17 protein-coding genes and 2 pseudogenes are annotated in these 19299 nt (G+C 72.3%); 7 read left to right on the top strand and 12 right to left on the bottom strand.

Going from position 1 to position 19299, the window contains the following annotated elements; all coding sequences use genetic code 11:
* Positions 1–38: 38 nt before the first annotated feature.
* Positions 39–539 (top strand): annotated as a pseudogene (locus tag ABGA99_RS05030) (site-specific integrase); the annotation flags it as partial.
* Positions 540–586: 47 nt separating this feature from the next.
* Here ABGA99_RS05030 and ABGA99_RS05025 read toward each other — a convergent pair.
* Complete coding sequence (locus tag ABGA99_RS05025) at positions 587–1555, bottom strand: alpha/beta hydrolase (protein ID WP_347582205.1); 969 nt, start codon at positions 1553–1555, stop codon at positions 587–589.
* 104 nt (positions 1556–1659) lie between these two features.
* Positions 1660–1977, bottom strand: a complete 318-nt coding sequence (locus ABGA99_RS05020; protein ID WP_347582204.1) for an antibiotic biosynthesis monooxygenase — start codon at positions 1975–1977, stop codon at positions 1660–1662.
* 149 nt (positions 1978–2126) lie between these two features.
* Between ABGA99_RS05020 and ABGA99_RS05015 the strand changes: the two genes are divergently transcribed.
* Together ABGA99_RS05015 and ABGA99_RS05010 are read left to right on the top strand one after the other, a co-directional pair.
* Positions 2127–3032, top strand: a complete 906-nt coding sequence (locus tag ABGA99_RS05015) for an AraC family transcriptional regulator (protein ID WP_347577774.1) — start codon at positions 2127–2129, stop codon at positions 3030–3032.
* Between the two features lie 159 nt (positions 3033–3191).
* Positions 3192–3941 (top strand): SDR family oxidoreductase, encoded by a 750-nt coding sequence (locus tag ABGA99_RS05010; RefSeq protein ID WP_347577775.1) that lies wholly within the window; start codon positions 3192–3194, stop codon positions 3939–3941.
* 340 nt (positions 3942–4281) lie between these two features.
* Here the strand turns inward: ABGA99_RS05010 and ABGA99_RS05005 are convergent.
* The 3 genes and pseudogenes from ABGA99_RS05005 to ABGA99_RS04995 all read right to left on the bottom strand — a co-directional run.
* Positions 4282–4888 (bottom strand): annotated as a pseudogene (locus ABGA99_RS05005) (Tn3 family transposase); the annotation flags it as partial.
* A 289-nt stretch (positions 4889–5177) separates the two neighbouring features.
* Positions 5178–6032: an alpha/beta fold hydrolase gene (locus tag ABGA99_RS05000; protein WP_347582203.1), complete on the bottom strand. Its 855-nt coding sequence runs from the start codon at positions 6030–6032 to the stop codon at positions 5178–5180.
* Positions 6033–6222: 190 nt separating this feature from the next.
* Positions 6223–6765 carry a snapalysin family zinc-dependent metalloprotease gene (locus ABGA99_RS04995; protein ID WP_347579284.1) on the bottom strand — a complete coding sequence of 181 codons (543 nt, stop codon included), beginning with the start codon at positions 6763–6765 and terminating at the stop codon, positions 6223–6225.
* A gap of 375 nt (positions 6766–7140) precedes the next feature.
* Between ABGA99_RS04995 and ABGA99_RS04990 the strand changes: the two genes are divergently transcribed.
* Positions 7141–7875, top strand: a complete 735-nt coding sequence (locus ABGA99_RS04990) for a response regulator transcription factor (RefSeq protein WP_347579283.1) — start codon at positions 7141–7143, stop codon at positions 7873–7875.
* A gap of 1 nt (position 7876) precedes the next feature.
* Here ABGA99_RS04990 and ABGA99_RS04985 read toward each other — a convergent pair whose 3' ends face one another.
* A complete protein-coding gene (locus tag ABGA99_RS04985) occupies positions 7877–11086 on the bottom strand; it encodes a glycosyl hydrolase 115 family protein (RefSeq protein ID WP_347579282.1) in 3210 nt (1069 codons plus the stop codon).
* A gap of 141 nt (positions 11087–11227) precedes the next feature.
* On the opposite strand from ABGA99_RS04985, the gene ABGA99_RS04980 reads away from it, so the two are divergent.
* On the top strand, positions 11228–12289 hold the full coding sequence (locus ABGA99_RS04980; protein WP_347582202.1) for a LacI family DNA-binding transcriptional regulator: 1062 nt from the start codon (positions 11228–11230) through the stop codon (positions 12287–12289).
* A 47-nt stretch (positions 12290–12336) separates the two neighbouring features.
* Here the strand turns inward: ABGA99_RS04980 and ABGA99_RS04975 are convergent, their stop codons facing one another.
* Entirely contained in the window at positions 12337–13212 is an 876-nt protein-coding gene (locus ABGA99_RS04975) for a hypothetical protein (protein ID WP_347579280.1), read from the bottom strand.
* Between the two features lie 205 nt (positions 13213–13417).
* Here ABGA99_RS04975 and ABGA99_RS04970 point away from each other — a divergent pair, with 205 nt between their 5' ends.
* Positions 13418–13654 carry a hypothetical protein gene (locus ABGA99_RS04970; RefSeq protein WP_347579279.1) on the top strand — a complete coding sequence of 79 codons (237 nt, stop codon included), beginning with the start codon at positions 13418–13420 and terminating at the stop codon, positions 13652–13654.
* Positions 13655–13676: 22 nt separating this feature from the next.
* Here ABGA99_RS04970 and ABGA99_RS04965 read toward each other — a convergent pair whose 3' ends face one another.
* The 5 genes from ABGA99_RS04965 to ABGA99_RS04945 all read right to left on the bottom strand — a co-directional run bounded on the left by ABGA99_RS04965 (position 13677) and on the right by ABGA99_RS04945 (position 17847).
* Complete coding sequence (locus tag ABGA99_RS04965) at positions 13677–13847, bottom strand: hypothetical protein (protein ID WP_164715901.1); 171 nt, start codon at positions 13845–13847, stop codon at positions 13677–13679.
* 119 nt (positions 13848–13966) lie between these two features.
* On the bottom strand, positions 13967–14902 hold the full coding sequence (locus tag ABGA99_RS04960; protein ID WP_347579278.1) for a cytochrome c oxidase assembly protein: 936 nt from the start codon (positions 14900–14902) through the stop codon (positions 13967–13969).
* 105 nt (positions 14903–15007) lie between these two features.
* Positions 15008–15736 carry a glutamine amidotransferase gene (locus tag ABGA99_RS04955; protein WP_347579277.1) on the bottom strand — a complete coding sequence of 243 codons (729 nt, stop codon included), beginning with the start codon at positions 15734–15736 and terminating at the stop codon, positions 15008–15010.
* A 27-nt stretch (positions 15737–15763) separates the two neighbouring features.
* Positions 15764–17002, bottom strand: coding sequence for a MurT ligase domain-containing protein (locus tag ABGA99_RS04950; RefSeq protein WP_347579276.1), 1239 nt, complete (start codon positions 17000–17002; stop codon positions 15764–15766).
* A 170-nt stretch (positions 17003–17172) separates the two neighbouring features.
* Positions 17173–17847 carry a TetR family transcriptional regulator gene (locus ABGA99_RS04945; protein ID WP_347579275.1) on the bottom strand — a complete coding sequence of 225 codons (675 nt, stop codon included), beginning with the start codon at positions 17845–17847 and terminating at the stop codon, positions 17173–17175.
* A gap of 157 nt (positions 17848–18004) precedes the next feature.
* On the opposite strand from ABGA99_RS04945, the gene ABGA99_RS04940 reads away from it, so the two are divergent.
* Complete coding sequence (locus ABGA99_RS04940; protein ID WP_347579274.1) at positions 18005–19231, top strand: acyl-CoA dehydrogenase family protein; 1227 nt, start codon at positions 18005–18007, stop codon at positions 19229–19231.
* The last annotated feature ends 68 nt before the right edge of the window (positions 19232–19299 follow it).

Here is a 19299-nt window from a genome sequence, read left to right as displayed (position 1 = left end):
GGGGCGCCGCACCCCGGCCGGCCCGTCCGGTCAGGGGGTTGAGCCTTGCCGCCCGCAGGGCCCCGGTGAAGGCCAAGGGCTCGAAGCCGCGTACCCGCCGCCGCGGTGCCCCGCGCGAGGACTACGTCATGAAGCCCGTGTACGGGGACGCCCGCCCCGCCCGCCTGCTGCCCCGGCTGATCAAGGGCCGCACGCGCGGGCCGGTGTTCGTCACCCACCGCAAGTCGGGTCCCAGCAAGGTCCTTGCGCCGCATGACATGTGCCCGGACACCGGGCTGGTCCGGCTGTCGTACGGCCAGGCCCGCGCCCTGCTCGACGCCCACACCGCAGTCGGCGGGGTGCCGGGCACAGACTGGGACCGGCACGAGTACCGCCATTCTGGTCTCACCCACCTCGGCGAGGCCGGGGCCAGCCTGCCCATGCTGATGGCGAAGTGCCGGCACAAGAAGCCGGAGAACGTACGGCGCTACTTCCACCCCTCGGCGGAGGCGATCGCCGAGGTCACCAGCCTGCTCGCGCCCGGAGACAGCGGACGGTGAGGTCTTGGCCATGGCTGAAGCGTACGAACGGAACTCGTCGACTTCACCTATGCGGCGGGGTTCGTGGGCAGGAGCCGGGCGAGCCAGCCGGTGCGGGTTCGGCGGGCTGCGGCCGAGATGTGTGCCTGCGGGTACAGGGCGTCGAATCCGTGGAAGCCGCCTGCCCAGACGTGGAGTTCGGCCTGGCCGCCGGCCGCCCAGATGCGGGTGGCGTAGTCGGTGTCCTCGTCGCGGAAGACTTCGGCGGAGCCGGTGTCGATGTAGGTGGTCGGCAGGCCCGCGAGGTCGTCGGCCAGGGCGGGTGAGACGTATGCGGGTACCTCGTCGTCGGTGAGGTCGCCGAGGAGGCAGCGCCATCCGAATCCGTTCATCTCGCGGGTCCAGACGCCGGGCCCGTTCGAGTACTGGAGGCTGGAGGTGGTGGTGTTGCGGTGGTCGAGCATGGGGCCGATCAGGACTTGGGCGGCGATCGTCGGGGTGCCGAGGTCGCGGGCCAGCAGGGTGACGCCGGCGGCGAGGCCGCCGCCCGCGCTGGCGCCTGCGACGATGATCCGGGCGGGGTCGATGCCCAGTTCGGCGGCGTGGTCGGCGATCCAGAGCAGTCCCTGGTAGCAGTCGTCGACCGGGATGGTGCCGGTGGACTCGGGCGCGAGCCGGTAGTCGACGGAGACCACGACGGCGCCGAACTCGTCGAGCCACTCCAGCGGGATGTCGATCTGTGAGAAGCGGTCGCCCATGACCATCCCGCCGCCGTGCATCCAGTAGACGCAGGGTGCGGCAGCGGTGCGATCGCTGTTCGCGGGGCTGAAGACGGACAAGGGGATCGGGGTGCCGTCCGGACTCGCAACGGTGACCTCGCGCCGGTCGATGGCGCGACCTTCGAGGAGGGGTTCGACGGGCATCGAGGAGAAGGGGCGTACCTGCGCCAGCACTTCCGGGCTGAGCTGGGACATCAGCGGCATGTCGGCCAGGAGTTCCTGCAGTTCGGGGTCGAGGGAGGGACGTGCTGTGGTCATGGTCGTTGCCTCTCGTGGGTGGTGTCGGGACGGTCGGGCGAGGACGGGGGCCGCCTCGGTGGGCACCGAGGCGGCAGAGGCTGGGGTGTGGGGTGTTCGGCGGGTCAGAGGGCGGATTTGCCGCGGACCGGAACGTAGTCGGTGTACTCGGAGTCCTTGGCGAGCAGCGGGTCGATCTGCGCGACGATGGCCTGGGCGGTCTTGCCGGCGAAGACGCGGTGGTGGTCCTCCTCGCTGGTCCAGCCTTCGGCGACGTGGACGACGTCGGGGTCGGACGCGGAGCGGGAGACGAGGTAGACGAGGCAGTGTTCGCTCGCGCCGGGGCTGCCCTCGTTCAGTCCGGTCAGCAGCAGGTCGACGAGTTGGTCGCCCATACCGGGCCTGGCGGTCAGGGTGGCGCCGAAGCCGTAGTCGGCAATCATGGATTCCTTCTCTTCCTCTTCGGTGATGGAGTGCGGTGATTCCATTCAAGCGGGTTGACCTGCGGAAACGTTAGACCGATACTCGTTCGCACTTGCACGATCCTCGCGGCTTTGGGAACCGCGGCGCGGAATGGTGCTGCAATGGACGCATGTACCTCGAAGAACTCCGCACCCTGCTGGCCCGCCATGCGCGGCCCGACTGGACCACCGCCGTCGACGGCGTCCTCATCTCGAAGGTCGACCGCCCTGATCCGCCGGCGCCTTCGATGTCCGGCACGCTCCTGGCGGTCATCGCGCAGGGCGCCAAACGCCTCGCCCTGGGTGAGAGGGTGTTCGAGTACGGTCCCGGGCAGTACCTGGTCGCATCCGTCGATCTGCCTGTCACAGGGCAGTTCACCCAGGCCGACCCCGAGCAGCCGGCGCTGGGGTTCGGTCTCGTCCTGGAACCGTCCGCCATTGCCGAGCTGCTGCTTGAGGCCGGGCCCGCAGACGCCCACCGGAACAGCGGGGGCGCGCCGTCGGGGATCGCCGTCAGTGACGCTCCGGCCGCGCTGCTCGATGCGGTGGTCCGGCTGTTGCGCCTGCTCGACGAACCCCGTGACCGGGCCGTACTGGCCCCGCTGGTCAAGCGCGAGATCCTGTGGCGTCTGATCACCGGCGAGCAGGGTGCGACGGTTCGCCAGCTCGGCCTGGCCGACAGCAGCCTCAGCCACATCTCGCGGGCCGTGCGCTGGATCCGCGAGCACTACGCGCAGCCCTTCCGGGTCGAGGACGTGGCGCGGCAGTCCGGCATGAGCGTCTCCGCCTTCTACCGCAACTTCCAAGCGGTGACCGCGATGAGCCCCATCCAGTTCCAGAAGCAGATCCGGCTCCAGGAGGCCCGGCTACTGCTCGCCACCCACCCCGGAGACGTCACCGGAGTCGGCCACCGCGTCGGCTACGACAACCCGTCGCAGTTCAGCCGGGAGTACCGCCGCCAGTTCGGCGCGCCCCCCAGCCAGGACGCCGCCCGCCTGCGTCAGGCCGTGCGTGCGCAGGCAGGTCTCCTGCCCTGAGCTGGGTGGGCTTTACCGGAGGATCGTGCAAGGAGTAGCGAGGATAGTTCTACTATCTCCGCAGGTCAGAGCGATTCAATGGGGTCACCGGTTCTCCCGTGGAGCAGGAAAATGCCTGCCCACCCGTATGGATCCCACCACGTCGCAAAGGGGCACAACATGAAGACGGTTCTGATCACTGGTACCTCATCCGGGTACGGGCGGGAGACCGCCCTCTACTTCCACTCGCAGGGGTGGAACGTCATCGCCACGATGCGGACGCCGCGTCCAGGCGTCCTTCCTGAGTCGGACCGGCTCCGCGTCATCGAACTCGACGTGACCAGGCCCGAGAGCATCACCGCCGCGTTCGAGGCAGCCGGGCCTATCGATGTCCTGGTCAACAACGCGGGCGTGCCCTCGATCAGCGTGTTCGAGGGCACCCCCATGGCCCGGGTGCGGGAGGTCTTCGAGACCAACACGTTCGGCGTGATGGCGACGACCCAGGCGGTGCTGCCCCAGTTCCGCGAGCGCGGCTCCGGCGTGGTGGTCAACGTGACCTCCAGCGTGGTGCTGGGCCACATGCCGCTCTCGGCCGTCTACAAGGCGAGCAAGATGGCCATCGAGGGGTTCACCGCATCCCTCGCGATCGAGCTCGCGCCCTTCGGTGTACAGGCGAAGACGGTCCAGCCGGGCGCCTGCCTGACGACGAACTTCGCGGCCAACGCGACGAAGGGCGCCTCGCTGGACGAGCTGGTCCCGGCGCCCTACGCACCATGGGCGAAGAAGGCCATGGGCGACTTCACGGGCCAGGACCTGTTCACCAAGGAGAGCGACGTCGCCGAGACAGTGTGGCGAGCCGTGCACGACACGACCGGCCAGCTCCGATTCCCCGCCGGCCCCGACGCGGTCTCGCTCTCCCAGGCGAAGTGATCAGCCAGCAGGCAAGGTCACGCCGCACCGAGGCCAGGAGCCGGCCCGCGCCCACGCACCGGGTCGGCTCGCGGTCGGGCGCTCACCCCGAGGAACGGGAACCTGACCAACGACGAGAAGCCGGACCGGTTCACCCTGGGCCACGGTCACCGCCGGGACACCGTCACGACCGGCCCGCCTGCCGACAGAAGGCGTACCGGGCCCGCCGGGCCGCCGAGCGGATCCGCGAAGCCGTAACAGCTCCGGCCGGTGTGACGGCTCCCGTACCCCTCTCCGGGGTCTGGCCAGCGCAGACGCCTAGGTCAAGATGGTGGCGACCACGACGAGCCATCGTATGACGTCACTCGTCGTCGGTGACGTCCTTGTCACGCAGCGGGCGCATCCCGCCGGGCAGCTCGGGCAGCTTGAACGAGTACCGGCCGAGCATGTTGATGTGCTGCCGCACGAACGGGGAAAGGCGGGCGACGTCCTCGTCACGCACGTCGAACCCGTCCGTGCGCAGCTGGTTCACAGCGGCGTCCATGTACCGGGTGTTGAAGGGGACGACGGCGTTCAGGCCCAGGCCCAGCGCGCCGATCTGGTCCTCCATGCCGTCCTGGTAGCGCTGGTAGAGCTGCCCGGAACGGCCGTGGAAGATCTTCCGGGCGAGGGAGTGGCGGCCCTCCTGGAGGCTGGCCTGCGCCTTGATCTGGCGGCGGTAGCCGGGCTCGTCGGCCAGGCGCAGGATGTGCAGGCTCTTGGCGATCCGCCCGTAGTGCGCGATCGCGTCTCCCAGCGGGGTCGGCCGCCCGTCCCGCGACAGCATCCGGATCACCTCGTACGCGCGCACGGCGCCGGTGTGGATGGAGCCGATGATGCGCAGGATGTCCTCCCACTGGCGTTCGATCCGAATGAGGTCGACCCCGGCCGCGGGCCGCTTCCTGGAAGGCGCCGTAGTCGGCGGTGCGGAAGCCCAGCCGGTTGTGGGACCGCCGCTTGCCCTCGATCAGCTCCCGGTCCGCGTCGTCCAGGAAGAAGAACCGCTCCAACTCCGTACGGGACGGCGTCCCGTCATACGCCGCGTACGCGGCGGCTTGTGCAACCGTCAGAAACTCGACCGGCACCCCGGACCTCCACACAGTCAGTGATCAACACGACTGCTGAAGGCTCCGCCCTCGAAGAAGTCCAGGTCAAAGCGCTCTCAGGTGCTCGGGAGGCTTAGCGCCGGTTGTCGTTCCGATGTTCCTCAACCCCCGGTCAGCCCGCCGCGAGTCCGGCCAGGACGTCGGCGGCCGGTTCCGGGTGCACCAGCCAGCGCAGGTGGCCCCCCGGCACGGTGTGCACGTCGAACGGGTTGCCGGGGGTGAGGGCGTCGGCTTCGCGGATCAGCCGGTCCTGCATGGCGGGCGGCATGCTGACGTCGTCCGCAAGACGCACGTAACTGCGCGGGATCCGGCCCCAGGTGGCCGCCTGCGCGCGGTCCGCGGACGAGCCGACGTCCAGGTTCTCGTCGGGCTGGAAGGTGTTGAGGAAGGTCCGGAACTCGTCGTCCGTGAGGTCGGCGGCGAACGCCTGCCGGAACGCGGCCAGCGCTTCGGGGTCCGCGGTGCGGAAGTTGGTACGGATCAGGCCGAGCGCGGCCGGGTCGCCGGCGAGGGCGCGGGCGAGGCCGGCCGCGTCGACGCCGGCCATCTCGGGCTCGCCGTAGTAGTCGTTGACGTCGAGGTCGACGGGGCACCAGGCGGAGACGTAGACGAGGCGGTCGATCAGGTCGGGGCGGGCGTTGCCGGCGGCGGTGGCGGTGATGCCGCCGCGGCTGTGGGCGACGACGATCGTCGTGCCGTTCCGCTTCGCCCGCTCCAGGACGCCGATGAGGTGGGCCGCGTTCTCGGCGAGCGTGACGCCCTTGATGCCGCCGGGAGTCGCGGCGAGCGCCTCCAGATCCTGCGGGGCCTGATAGGCGGCGGGGAACGTGGCGGCGAATCCGTGGCCCGGCAGGTCGATCGCGAGGGAGCGGTGTCCGCGCAGAGCGAGTTCCGCCTGCAGGGGCGCGAAGGAGAAGGAGTTCGCGAACGCCCCGTGGACGAGGACGAAGGTCGGCGTGTTCGGCATGGCGCCACCCTCACACACGACGATCATCCGGGCGCGGACGGGGTGTTTCGGGGCGCCAACGGTCTGTGGTGGGCTCGGATGAATTCCCCGTTTTCCGGAGGGGGAATGCGCCTGTACGAGCCGGCCCGTGGCCCGTGGCCGGGGAGGTCTGGCCCCGGCCACGGGAGGTGCCGTACGTGCGGTCCGATACTCAGGGCGCGTCGACGACGATGCGTCCGTCCATCGGGGCGAGGCCGGTGAAGCCGCCGCCGTAGTTGGCTTCGACCTGCGCCCGCTCGGTCGCGTTCGGGACCGGGTTGGTGCAGCTCACGCCGGCGGTGGAGCCGGACATCAGCGACGAGCACGGACCGGGCTTCCGGTCGGGCAGGCCCAGGCTGTGGCCCAGTTCGTGCGCGGCGATGCGGGTGGTGTTATATCCCTCGTTGACCGCCTGGCGGCCGAACCAGACCGTGGCGCGCCCGCCGGGGCGGACCGGGCCGAGGGTGGCCCGCGGCCAGCCGTCGTCGGCGATGACCGTGATCTCGGCGCGGGTGCCCGCCGGGGCCTTCGCCAGCTTGACGTTCTGCACCGTGGAATTCCACTGTTCGGCGCCCGCGGCGACGGCGCCCTTGAATTCACCGGCCTGGCTGTCGTCGTAGTACAGCGTGGTGGCGGCCGTACGCTCCGGTGCGGGAGCGGGGGCGGCGGTGGCCCCGGGGGCCGAGGACAGAGTGACGATTGCGGCAGCGGCCATAACGCCGATACCCAACTTTCGCAGCATGCGGGGAGCCCTCCTCTTGGTGTGAGAATCGAGCACTACTGCGCAACCCCGGTAAGGGTCGGCCCGAGTGTAGAAGCGGCGCTCCGCGGCCCACAAGGGGCGGCAATGGCCGTAGATTTCACCTTCTCGGCCGTCTCCGAACCGCCCGCGGTATTCCTCTGAGCGGCATACACGGCCGATTTCGTACGGGCGGAATCCGGTCGGGTCCCCCGGGTCATTCTTCCGGAGTAGTCGGGAAGTTGAGACGGATTGCGCCTCTCGGCCGATCCGCCGCGCCGGACGTCTTGTCAGACTGCACCGGTACGCTGACCGCGGGCGGGCGCCCGTGGTGACGGCAGTGGAGGGGACGTGGGCACGCAGGCAGGACCCGGCGGGGCGGACCGGCCACCGCGGGTGGTGATCGCCGACGACCAGGCGCTCGTCCGCACCGGCTTCCGGATGATCCTCGCCGCGGACGGCATCGACGTCGTCGGCGAGGCGACCGACGGCGAGGAGGCGGTGGCCGCCGTCCGCCGCAGCCTGCCCGAGGTGGTGCTGATGGACATCCGCATGCCGGGCATGGACGGCCTGGAGGCCACCCGCCGCCTCCTCGGCGCGGACGGCCGGACGCCGGCGCCGGGGCCGGGCGCGCCGCGGGTCATCATCCTCACCACGTACGACCTCGACCAGTACGTGTACGCGGCGCTGGCCGCGGGCGCCAGCGGCTTCCTGCTCAAGGACGTCACCCCCGAGCATCTGGCCGCCGCCGTCCGCCTCGTCCGCTCCGGCGACGCGCTCCTCGCACCGTCCATCACCCGCCGCCTCGTGGAGCGCTTCGCCGCCCGCGACGACCGCGCGGCGACGCTGCACCGCGACCTGTCCGCGCTGACCCGGCGCGAGCTGGAGGTGCTGGAGTCCCTGGCGCGTGGCCACAGCAACGCGGAGCTGGCCGCGCGGTTCCGGCTCAGCGAGGCGACGGTGAAGACGCATGTGGCCCGTATCCTCGCCAAGCTCCAGCTCCGCGACCGCGCCCAGGCGGTCATCGCCGCCTACGAGACCGGCCTGATCACCCCCGGCTCCCCGCAGTCCCCGTCCGCGCCGTGACTCACCGCTGCACGAACCGGCTGGGCGGCGGCCCGAGGTAGCTGTGGCGTACGCCGCCGGTGTCGACCACCAGCTTCTGCACCACCACCGTCGGGTCCACCATCCACAGTTTCAGCACGTGTACGCCCGGTCGGCTCACCCGGTGCCCGGTCACCGTGACGGCGGCGTTGTCCGAGGTGTTGCGCTCCCACTGACGGTTCATCCGGCCGTCGTCGGCGCCCGTGACCCGGGTGACGTTCACCGTCTGCGGGGCGTCGTCGTCGAAGGCGACGGCGTAGCGCAGCCCGTCCGGGGTGAGGACGCTGTTGCGCGGCGACAGGTACGCGGCCACGCGCAGGGTGCCGGTGGTGAACAGTGTCATCGTGTACTCCAGCCGCGGCCCCTCGCCGGCCGGCCGCGGCGCGGCCGTGACGGGGAACGGCGCCATGCCGCTGCCGGTGCGCCCGATGTCGGGGATGCGGCGCCAGGCGACGCCGGCGGCCGGGACGGCGCGGGTGTGGTGGTCGGCCTCCACCGAGACGCAGCCGCCCGCCTCGACGGAGCCGGCGAGCGCGGAGTGGCGCACGGACGGGCGGTGCACCCGGGCGTGCACCTCCACGGTGCGGCCGGCGCCGCTGACGAGGAGGGGCACGATGGTGGCGCCCCGGGGGGCGCGGGCGAAGTCGACACGCAGCCGGGCGCGGATCTGGGTGGTGAGGCGCCCGCGCGGGCGGTCGACGCGCAGCCAGGGCACCGCGGGCTCGATCGCGTAGGAGAAGGGGCTGCGGCCCCGGTTGAAGACCTCGATGTACGGGGCGGGGCCGCTGTCGTACGGGCTGACCTCCGGCAGCACCGCGGGCCCGGCGGCCTCCGGCCACCACTGCTCGGAGCCCTCCACCGCCACGCCGAGCACCGCGCCGGGCGCGGGGTCGATGCGCCTGACCGCGGGGAAGACCTCGTCGGGCAGGGCTTCGTTGTCCTTCTCGGGCTGCTGCCAGGGGGCGTTGGGGCCGTAGCGCTCGACGTCGCCGTAGCCGATCTTCGGCTGGGTCTGGAAGCCCTGCCACTTCCCGCCGGAGAGGGTGTGGTTGTAGTAGTCGGCGAGCGCCTGGTCCTCGGCGAACAGGGCGTCGGTCTCGGCGGCGAGCTGGTTGGCGGCGGCGCGGCCCTGCGCGGCGTAGAGGAGGTTGGTGAACTCGGCGCGGCGCAGGGCGTAGACGACGGCCGTGCCGCGTACGGCGTAGCGGACGAGCTGGAAGTAGGCCGCCCGGTCGGCGGGGTCGAGGCGCGCCTCGGCGCGGTCCGCCCTGCGGGCCAGTTCCTGCCACTCGTCGGTGACCGCGTCCAGCTCGCCGTAGTTGACGAGGCTGAACGGGGTGGCCCGGTCGTCGTAGACGACGGCGGCGGCATCGGTGGCCGGGTCCCCGGCCGGGTCGAGGGTGATGCGGCGGTTGAGCAGCTCGGGCTTGCGCCGGGCCTGGAGGCGGCCGTACCGGTGCAGGATCTCGGCGATCTCGACGGCGTGCCGGCGGCCGAAGTTCGCGGCGGCGTAGCGGCGTTCCCACTCGGGCAGGCCGTCGGCCGGCCAGCGGTCGGGATTCCAGGCGTAGTCCAGGAAGAACTGGGTGGGCAGCTCGTTGGACTTCAGGTCGCCGACGTTGGCGACCCACAGATTCCGGATGCCGTACGCGTACGTCTGGTGCAACTGCTCCCAGGTGCTGGCGAGGTTGGCGGTGTCGACCCACTTGTAGTTGCGGCCGCCGCCGACGTAGTCGAAGTGGTAGTACAGCCCGTAGCCGCCGGAGCGCGGCGGCAGCGAGGCGTCCGGTACGCGCCGCAGGTTGCCCCAGTTGTCGTCGGTGAAGACGACGGTCACGTCGTCGGGCGCCTGCATGCCGCTGTCCCAGTAGTGCTGGACCTCCTTGTACATGGTCCACACCTGCGGCACCGCGGCCGCGTCGCCCAGTTCCTCGGCGAGGATGCCGCGCTCGGTGGCGATGATGCGTTCCATCAGCTCGATGCCGTCGCCGTCGGGCAGCGAGGTGTCGCCGTTGCCGCGCATGCCGAGGGTCACCACGCCCTCGAAGTCCTCGGCGGCCATCCGGCGGATGCCGTCGCGCCAGTACGCCCGGACGGCGGCCTCGTTGCGGACGAAGCTCCACTCCCCCGTGCCGCCGTACGGGTCGTGGCCCTCGGTGACGATGTTCCCCTCCGCGTCGCGCACGGCGGGGACGGCGTGCCGGTTCCACTCCTCGATGCCGCGCATCATGGGCGCCTCGTGCGAGGTGCCCATGACGATGCCGTACTCGGTGGCGGTGGCGTGGTTGGCGGGGTCGTCCTCGGCGAAGGCGCGGCCCCAGACGGCCGGCCACAGGTAGTTGGCCTTGAGCCGCAGCATGGCCTCGAAGACCTTGGCGAAGAAGGCGCTGTTGAAGCCGCCGGGGTGGCCCTCGGCGTGACCGGGGCCGAAGAAGCCGGGGGCCCAGCGGCCGAGTGCGGGGTTCTCGTCGTTGATGAAGATGCCGCGGTACTTGACCGCGGGGGTGCCCTGGGAGAACCGGCCGGGGAGTACGTAGAGCGCGTCGTGACGGCGAGGCGGGACGTCGGCCCAGAAGTGCCAGGGGGAGACGCCGATGCCGCGGGAGACGTCGTAGATACCGAAGATGGTGCCGCGCTGGTCGCTGCCGGCGATGACGAAGGCGCTGTCCAGGCCGGGCAGCGGATCGGCCACGACCTGGTGCAGCGAGGTCTCCCACCGGCCCGCGACGCCGGTCACGTCGAGCTTGCCCGCGGCGATCAGCCCGTCGATCAGCGGGCTGCGGCCGATGGTGCCGACGAGCACCGCGGTACGCCCGGACGGCGCGCGGCCGCGGGTGAGCGCGGGGCGAACGCCCGTGACCCGCTCCAGGTCCGTGCGCAGGTCGCCCAGCGCGCGCAGCACTCCGGGGAAGTCGCCGCCGTCGGCCACCAGCGGTGCGGCCCGGCCACCGGCGACGAGCGGGAACCGGCCGGTGCCAGGGCCGTGGGCGAGGTACGCGCCCGGGTCGGTCGGCCGCGGCGGGTCCGGCGGCGCGGCGGCGGCCGGACCGGGCAGCGCGAGAACCCCGCCGGCGGTCGCGGAGAGCGCGCCGAGGCCGAGGCCGGCGCCGAGGACGCGGCGCCTGCTGACTCCGTCCCCGTGCGGGGAGTCGGACGCGGGAGACGGGTCGTGCCGGGGGTCGCTGCTGTCCATGCCGGGCCTTCCTTCGCCGATCCTTCAGGAGCGGCGGCAATGTTTCGTAAAGCATCGCGAATATTTCTGCGCAACCTAGGGTGAGGCCCCGGGAAGGTCAAGACATCGCGCAGCGGCGGGCGGCGGGGCTACCATCCCGGCATGAGTGGTGCTGGAGTGCAGTTCGACGGAGAGGCCCCCGCAGCCGGCGAGGAGCCGCAGGCGACCGCCACGCTGGCGGCGATCGCGGAGGCCGCCGGCGTGTCGGCGTCGACAGTTTCGAAGGTCCTCAACGGCCGCTCCGACGTCTCCCCCGGCACCCGCGCCCGGGTCCAGGACCTGCTGCGCGAGCACGGCTACCGGCGCCGCGGCGGCGGCGCCCGCCAGGCCCCGCTGCTCGACCTGGTCTTCCACGAGCTGGAGAGCGCGTGGGCGATGGAGGTCATCCGGGGCGTGGAGAACGTGGCCAGGGCGGAGCGGCTGGGCGTGGTGCTCTCGGAGAGCGCCGGGCGGCTGACGCCGGGGCAGACGTGGGTGGAGGACGTGCTCGCGCGCCGGCCCGCCGGCGTCATCCTGGTGCTGTCGGACCTCTCCGCCGATCAGCGCGCACAGTTCACCGGCCGCGGCATCCCGTTCGCGGTCCTGGACCCGGCCGGCGACCTGGCCGAGGACGTGCCGTCCATCGGGGCCACCAACTGGCAGGGCGGGCTGGCCGCCACGCGCCACCTGGTGGGCCTGGGCCACCGCCGGATCGGCGTCGTCGGCGGGCCGCCGACGATGATGTGCAGCCGGGCCCGTATCGACGGCTACCGCGCGGCGCTGGGCGTCGCCGGGCTGCCGGTGGACCCCGAGCTGATCCGGGAGGGCGACTTCCACCACGAGGCGGGCTACGTCGCCGGGCGCGAGCTGCTCGCCCTGCCCGACCGCCCCACCGCCGTCTTCACCGGCAACGACCTCCAGGCCCTCGGCCTGTACGAGGCCGCCCGCGAGCTGGGCCTGCGCATCCCCGACGACCTGAGCGTCGTCGGCTTCGACGACCTGCCGGTGGCCCGCTGGATCGGCCCGCCGCTGACGACCGTGCGGCAGCCGCTGACGGAGATGGCCGAGGCGGCGGCCCGCCTGGTGCTCGACCTCGGCCGCGGCCACGAGCCGGTGACGCGCCGCGTGGAGCTGGCGACGAGCCTGGTCATCCGCAACAGCACGGCCCCGCCGCCGGAGCGCTGACGGCGACCCGGGCGGAACCGAAACTTTCGAGCGGACGGCGCCGTCCCTCACCGTCGCCGGGCAGCCTTGGCCGGCTCCGGCGCGCGGGCGGCGCCGGGATCGTGCAGGGCGGTCGGCACCGGACCGGGCCGCCCGACGGGCCCCGGCCGGCGGCGGCCGGGGCTCACCGCCAGTGTGTAGCCGACGAGCACGCCGACCGACAGAACCGCCAGCCGCCCCGCGGCCGGCGGGCTGTCCGGCGGCGGGTCGTAGCCCCCGTCCTCCAGGCCCGCCGCCTGTTCGAAGTGGTTGTACGCACCGGGGAAGAACGCCTCGTCCGCCGCGTACAGCGCGGGAAACGCGGCCGGCCCCGCGAGCAGCGACCCCAGAGCCCACTGGTCGGAGTGGCGCGCCTCGTGCTCCGACAGCTTCCGCATCCGCGGCGACTGCGTCTCGGCCCGCTGGTCGGTGAGGAAGACGGTCCCGTACATCGTGCCGGCACGCGCGAACCCGTCGTCGAGGACGACCGCGGTCGTGCCGTTCGCCGCGCAGTGGTACATCTCGCCGCCCTCTCCCGCCGCGTACAGCAACGCGGCGCCGGAGACGGGGGCGTTGAGGACCGTACGGGCCGTCTGCCAGGCCCCGCCGCCCTCCCCGGCCGCCGAGCACGGCCGCATCTGGGCGAGCGGCCCGAGGACGGCGAAGGCGCACGCGAGCACCGCCTGCACCACCGTGCCCCACACGACGATCAGCACCCGGCGCCGCGACGGCCGCGCACCGCGCAGCGTGCCGACGACCGCGAGGAGCAGCCCCGTGAGCCCGCCGCAGATCAGGCAGGCCGCCCACCACACCGCTCGGCGCTCGACCGGTCTCGCCGCGGCCTGCCGGTCGGCCGGGGCGGGCAGGGAAGTGGGTCGCTCCAGAGTCGCTGTGCCGGCCGCCATCCGTCACCCCTGTCTCACGCCGACGCACTGGGCTCTGCGCGGCAGCCGCGGACCGGGCCACAGCCGAACCCCGCCGCCGCGCGGCGGGGTTCGGCAACCTGAGTCGTTGCATGCAGTCGCAGACAAGTTCTCAGATTACGGTACCGTAACGAATTGACGTCGAACTGGCCTCGAATTCCGGCCGCTTCCGGCGGGAAGAGTGTGCATGGCTGCAGGTGTGATCGGGCAGGTGATCCCGTACGGAACCGGAGGGGCGCTGATGGCCGACGAGGACGAGAAGGAGCCCGCGACGACGGCCGAGCCCGCCGCCACCGGCGCGACCGGGCCCGAGGGCGGGGAGTCGGTGTGCTGGCTGGAACGCGTCTGCCCGGAGTGCGGGCGGCTGGCCGACACCGCACCCCCGGTCCGCTGCACCCGCTGCGGCGCCCTGCTCACCGGCTGACGCGGGCCGCGGGTCTACCCGCCTATCTCCAGGAGCCGCCGGTCAGCACGACACCGAGCGCGGCCAGCCCCAGGATGACCCAGCCGAACCAGAGCCATCCGCTGCTGCCCACCGACACCGTGTACGCCGTGATGACCACGAGACCGGCCACGGTACTCACGACCATGGCCTTCGCAGAACCGGGCTTGTCCATGCCGCCTCCACCAGCCGTCAGCCGACGGCCGTCCCCGCGCGACCGCACGCAACCTTCCCCCCATGGTCCCTCGCCGGGACCCGGCGCGGTAGTCGAAAGGGCGGCGAGTGTCCGCGCGGTTACTGTTCGCGAGCCTGGAGCGAGGCCAGATAGGCGTTGTACGCGGCCAGCTCCTGGTCTCCGTCGCGGTCCGCGGTGCGGTCGCTGCGCTTGGCCCGGCGCTGCTCGGAGTTGTACCACTGGTAGACCAGCGCGATGAGGACGAGCACCGAGGGGATCTCGCTGAACGCCCAGGCGATGCCGCCGGCGGCCTGCTGGTCGTCCAGCGCGTCGATGCCGAGGGACGCGGGCGGGTTGCTGTAGACGTCCACCATGGGCTCGCTGCCCATCATCAGCGCGATGCCGAAGAAGGCGTGGAACGGCATGCCGGCGAAGAGCGTCAGCATCCGCATCACGTGTGTGGGCCGGTTCGGGCCCGGGTCGACGCCCATGATCGGCCAGAAGAAGACCAGGCCCACGGCCAGGAAGTGGATCATCATCCCGACGTGCCCGGCCTTGCTCCCCATGAGCGTGTCGAAGAGCGGGGTGAAGTAGAGCGCGTACAGGCTCGCGATGAACAGCGGGATCGTGAACACGGGGTGCGTGATCACCATCAGATAGCGGCTGTGCAGCACCGAGACCACCGCGGAGCGCACTCCGCCCGTCGGCAGGGCGCGCAGCAGCAGCGTCACCGGGGCGCCGAGGAGCAGCAGGATCGGCGAGAGCATGCTGATCACCATGTGCTGCACCATGTGCACGCTGAACATGACCATGCCGTAGTCGTTCAGGCCCGTGCACATGACCAGAACGATGGTCAGCACGCCGACGGTGAACGCGACGGTCCGCCCCAGCGGCCAGTCGTCCCCGCGGTGGCGCAGCCGGAAGACCCCGTACCCGTAGAGGGCGAGGGCCACGAGGGAGCCGATGAGGAAGACCGGCTCCCCGGTCCACTCCAGCCCGCGCCCCAGGGTGAACGGCGGAAGGTCCAGGTGGCCGCCGTGCCCGCCGTGGTCCATGTCGGTGTTGCTCCTTGTGCCGGTGATGCCCTCACTCAGGCTAGACCCGGCCCGTTCCGCCGCTTCGCGGGGGTACCCCGGCGGGGGACGGGGTACCCGGCGGCGTCAGCGGGAGGCGCTGGCGGCGGCGATGCGCTCGTTGCGCAGGGCCTCGTACCAGCGGTCGTCGACCGGCGGCAGGCCCTGGGACTCCAGCGCCAGCCGGATCAGCAGGTCGGCGATCTGCGGGTTGCGGGCGAGCACCGGGCCGTGCATGTACGTGCCGAAGACGTTGCCGTTCCACGCGCCCTCGGTGCCGTCGCCGGTGCCGTTGCCGTGGCCGAAGCGGACCCGGGCGAGCGGCTTGGCGGTCGGGCCGAGGTGGGTGACGCCCTGGTGGTTCTCGAAGCCGGTGAGCTGGGGCAGGCCGAGCTGCGGGTCGATGTCGCCGAGCACGTCGCCGACGCAGCGGCCGGCCTGGCCGCGGCCGCTGGTGACGTCGAGCAGGCCGAGGCCCGGCTCCTGCCGGTCGAGGTCGTTGATGAACTCGTGGCCGAGGATCTGGTAGCCGGCGCAGACGGAGAAGATGATCGCGCCGTTGCCCGCGGCCCGGTTGAGGCCGCCGTCGCGGCGCAGCCGCTCGGCGGCGAGCCGCTGCGGGCGGTCCTCGCCGCCGCCGATGAGGTAGATGTCGGCGGAGGCGGGCACGGGCTGGTCGGAGCGGACGTCGACGCGCGTGACGTCGTAGCCCCGCTGCCGGGCGCGGCGCTCGACGACGAGGGCGTTGCCCTGGTCGCCGTAGGTGGACAGCAGGTCGGGGTAGATCCAGACGAGGCGCAGGCTGGTGTCGTTCATCGGGCGGTCCTTTACGTCTCGTACGGATCAGTTGCCGACGCGGCGGCGCAGGTCCTGGAACGCGGTGTAGTTGGCGATGACCTCGATCCGGCCGGGCGGCGCGGCGGCGACGGCCTCGTCGACGTGCTCGCAGACGCGGAAGCTCTGGTTCGCCACCTCCAGCCGGACGGCGAGGTCGAGCTTGCGGTCGCCGATGACGTACAGCGGGTGGCCGGTCAGCCGGGTGTAGTCGACGTCCCACAGCCAGGAGGTGTCGGTGCCGTCCGCGCCGCGGGCGTTGACGGAGAGCACCACGGGGGTGGGCGGGGGGTCGATCAGGGAGAACGTCTCCAGCCAGCCCGCGGGGTTCTTCGCCAGCAGCAGCCGCAGGTCGCGGCCGCCGAACTGCACGGTGTCGTACCGCCCGGCGACGGCCGTGACCTCCCACATCCGCTCCAGCGCGGTCTGCGGGTGCACGCCGAAGGCGGCGGCCACCGCGGCGGAGGTGGTGGCGTTGGCCCGGTTGGCCCGGCCCGGGAGCTGCAGGCGGATCGGCCAGGCGGCGCCGTGCGGGTCGAGGACGTGCTCGCCGGACAGCGCCCAACTGGGTACGGGGCGGCGGAAGCCGCACTCGGCGCACAGCCAGTCCTCGCCGGGGCGCTGCAGGACGCCGCCGCACGAGGGGCAGGACCAGGCGTCGTCCTTCCACTCCTGGCCGACGGCGACCCAGATGACGTTCGGACTGGAGGAGGCGGCCCAGACGACGAGGGGGTCGTCGGCGTTGGCGACGACGAGGGCCTTGTTTCCCGCGAGGCCCTCGCGCCAGCGCTCGGCGAGCATGCGGGTCTCGGCGGCGCGGTCGAGCTGGTCGCGGGAGAGGTTGAGCAGCGCGATGGCCTTGGGGGTGACGTCGCGGGCGACGCCGGCGAGGTACTTCTCGTCGACCTCGATGACGCCGTAGCGGGCGTCGGAGCCGCCGGCGAGGGCCGAGGTGATGCCGGCGGGCATGTTGGCGCCGAGCGCGTTGGAGACGACGGGACCGGAGGCGCGCAGGGCCTCGGCGATCAGCCGGGTGGTGGTCGTCTTGCCGTTGGTGGCGGAGACGAGGACGACGTCGAGGTGGCCGGCGAGCCGGCCGAGGAGGTCGGGGTCCAGCCTGAGCGCGACCTTGCCGCCGATCACGGAGCCGCTGCCCTTGCCCGCGGCGCGGGACACCGCTGCTGCCGCCCTGCCCGCCGTGACGGCCAGCTTGGACCGTGGCGACAGCGGTTCCGTGTTGCCTGCCATCGTCGTAGCTCCTCCTCGCGTGCCCGTGCGTGGTACGCCGCGGTGCTCCGGTGTCCTTCGTCCGCTGCCCGGCCTGCGGCGCGGCGCGGTAGCGGCCAGCCTATCGAGATACGCGCCCGGCCCCGAATCGCGGCACGTCGCGGCGCTCGGGGGCCGGTCCCGTAGCGGCCCTAGAGGCCGGGTCCGCCGGCCTTGTCCGCGGCGGCGGCGAGTCGGCCCCAGAGCAGATCGGCGAGGCTCTGCACCAATTCTGCGCGCGTGCAGGGCCGTTCGTGCAGCCACCAGTCGCCCGCGGCGTGCATCATGCCCACGATGCCGTGGCCCCAGGCGCGGGCGATCACCGCGCCCCCGGGGCCGAAGTCGATGCGGTCGGCTATGACCTGGGCCAGTTCCTCGCCCAGTCGGCGGAGCAGCGGCGCGGAGTGGCGGCCGACCTCGAAGCCGCGGTCGCCGGCCTCGGGGGACGCGGTCGGCTCCGGGATCTCGGCGGCGCCGCCGTCGGCGGGGTGCATGAGGAACCGGTAGACCTGCGGGCGCGCCTCGATGGCCGAGAGGTACGTGTCGAGGGTGGCCTCGACGCGCTCGCGCCGGCCGGTGGGGGCGTCGAGCGCGGCGCGCAGGGCGGCGAGGAGGGCGTCGGTGTGGCGTACGGCGAGCGCGCGGTACAGGCCGCCCTTGTCGCCGAAGTGGCGGTAGAGGATGGGCTTGGTGATGCCTGCCTCGGCGGCGATCGCGTTCATCGAGGCGCCCGGTCCGTCGCGCAGGACCACCCGGTCCGCGGCTTCGAGCAGTTCGCGGCGCCGGTCCTCGGTCGCCTGCTCCCTCTCGCCGCGCCGGTTGTCCATGGAGACCGCTCCCCTGCCTGGTCGATGCCCGAATGCCTGCGCAACCTAGCACCCCTCCCGCGGGGCCCCCGCGGGCGTACGGGAGTTGACAGCGTCTACTCGCGGGTAACAGACTTGGTTACCGACGGTAACGAAATGCGAGGGCTGCGGAGGCGCAATGTCCGAGTTCACGTTCGAGCTCAACGAGGACCAGAAGTCCGTCCAGGAGTGGGTGCACGGCTTCGCCGCCGACGTCATCCGCCCCGCCGCGGCCGAGTGGGACGAGCGCGAGGAGACCCCCTGGCCGGTGATCCAGGAGGCGGCCAAGATCGGGCTGTACTCCCTGGACTTCTACGCCCAGCAGTACTTCGACCCCACCGGGCTGAGCATCCCGATGGTCATGGAGGAGCTGTTCTGGGGCGACGCGGGCATCGCCCTGTCGATCGTCGGGACGGGGCTCGCCGCCGTCGGCGTGCTGGCCAACGGCACCGAGGAGCAGATCGGCACCTGGATCCCGCAGATGTACGGCGACGTCGACAACGTCCAACTGGCCGCCTTCTGCTCCTCGGAGCCGGACGCGGGCTCCGACGTCTCCGCGATGCGCACCCGCGCCGTCTACGACGAGGCCAAGGACGAGTGGGTGCTCAACGGCACCAAGACCTGGGCGACCAACGGCGGCATCGCCGCCGTGCACGTCGTCGTCGCCGTCGTCGACCCGGAGCTGGGCACCAAGGGGCACGCCTCGTTCATCGTCCCGCCGGGCACGCCGGGGCTGTCGCAGGGCCAGAAGTTCAAGAAGCACGGCATCCGCGCCTCGCACACCGCCGAAGTGGTGCTGGAGGACGTGCGCGTGCCGGGCTCGTGCCTGCTCGGCGGCCGGGACAAGCTCCAGGAGCGGCTGGCCCGGGCGCGCGAGCGGGCGCAGTCCGGCGGCGCGCGGGTCAAGAACGCCGCGATGGCCACCTTCGAGGCGTCCCGCCCGGCGGTGGGCGCGCAGGCGGTGGGCATCGCGCGGGCGGCGTACGAGACGGCGCTGGAGTACGCCAAGACGCGGGTCCAGTTCGGCCGTCCGATCATCGACAACCAGGGCGTGGCCTTCCAGCTCGCCGACATGCGCACCCAGATCGACGCCGCCCGGCTGCTGGTCTGGCGCGCCTCCTGGATGGCCAGCGCGGGCAAGGGGTTCACCTCGGCGGAGGGCTCGATGTCGAAGCTGTACGCGGGCGAGGTGGCCAAGGACGTCACCGCGCGGGCGATGCAGATCCTCGGCGGCAACGGCTTCACCCGCGAGTACCCGGTGGAGCGGATGCACCGCGACGCCGCCATCTACACGATCTTCGAGGGCACGAGCGAGATCCAGCGCCTGGTGATCGCCCGGACGCTGGCCGGCGTCCCGATCCGCTGACTTCGCCCGCCCTCTCCCCCCGGCGGGCGGCGCGCGGCTACTCTGCGAGCGCATGACGACCGACCGGG

The organism is Streptomyces sp. B5E4 (genome assembly GCF_039871555.1).
Lineage (GTDB): Bacteria > Actinomycetota > Actinomycetes > Streptomycetales > Streptomycetaceae > Streptomyces.
Note: the sequence above shows the minus strand (reverse complement) of the source record. Positions and strands in the feature narration are given on the sequence as shown.

Coding starts and splice junctions, on each gene's coding strand:
- ABGA99_RS05000 (WP_347582203.1), bottom strand. CDS start 6,032: ATGCCGAACACGCCGACCTTCGTCCTCGTCCACGGGGCGTTCGCGAAC.
- ABGA99_RS05020 (WP_347582204.1), bottom strand. CDS start 1,977: ATGATTGCCGACTACGGCTTCGGCGCCACCCTGACCGCCAGGCCCGGT.
- ABGA99_RS04945 (WP_347579275.1), bottom strand. CDS start 17,847: ATGGACAACCGGCGCGGCGAGAGGGAGCAGGCGACCGAGGACCGGCGC.
- ABGA99_RS05025 (WP_347582205.1), bottom strand. CDS start 1,555: ATGACCACAGCACGTCCCTCCCTCGACCCCGAACTGCAGGAACTCCTG.
- ABGA99_RS04940 (WP_347579274.1), top strand. CDS start 18,005: ATGTCCGAGTTCACGTTCGAGCTCAACGAGGACCAGAAGTCCGTCCAG.
- ABGA99_RS04970 (WP_347579279.1), top strand. CDS start 13,418: ATGGCTGCAGGTGTGATCGGGCAGGTGATCCCGTACGGAACCGGAGGG.
- ABGA99_RS04950 (WP_347579276.1), bottom strand. CDS start 17,002: ATGGCAGGCAACACGGAACCGCTGTCGCCACGGTCCAAGCTGGCCGTC.
- ABGA99_RS04995 (WP_347579284.1), bottom strand. CDS start 6,765: ATGGCCGCTGCCGCAATCGTCACTCTGTCCTCGGCCCCCGGGGCCACC.
- ABGA99_RS04960 (WP_347579278.1), bottom strand. CDS start 14,902: ATGGACCACGGCGGGCACGGCGGCCACCTGGACCTTCCGCCGTTCACC.
- ABGA99_RS04985 (WP_347579282.1), bottom strand. CDS start 11,086: ATGGACAGCAGCGACCCCCGGCACGACCCGTCTCCCGCGTCCGACTCC.
- ABGA99_RS04965 (WP_164715901.1), bottom strand. CDS start 13,847: ATGGACAAGCCCGGTTCTGCGAAGGCCATGGTCGTGAGTACCGTGGCC.
- ABGA99_RS04975 (WP_347579280.1), bottom strand. CDS start 13,212: ATGGCGGCCGGCACAGCGACTCTGGAGCGACCCACTTCCCTGCCCGCC.
- ABGA99_RS04955 (WP_347579277.1), bottom strand. CDS start 15,736: ATGAACGACACCAGCCTGCGCCTCGTCTGGATCTACCCCGACCTGCTG.
- ABGA99_RS04980 (WP_347582202.1), top strand. CDS start 11,228: ATGAGTGGTGCTGGAGTGCAGTTCGACGGAGAGGCCCCCGCAGCCGGC.
- ABGA99_RS05015 (WP_347577774.1), top strand. CDS start 2,127: ATGTACCTCGAAGAACTCCGCACCCTGCTGGCCCGCCATGCGCGGCCC.
- ABGA99_RS05010 (WP_347577775.1), top strand. CDS start 3,192: ATGAAGACGGTTCTGATCACTGGTACCTCATCCGGGTACGGGCGGGAG.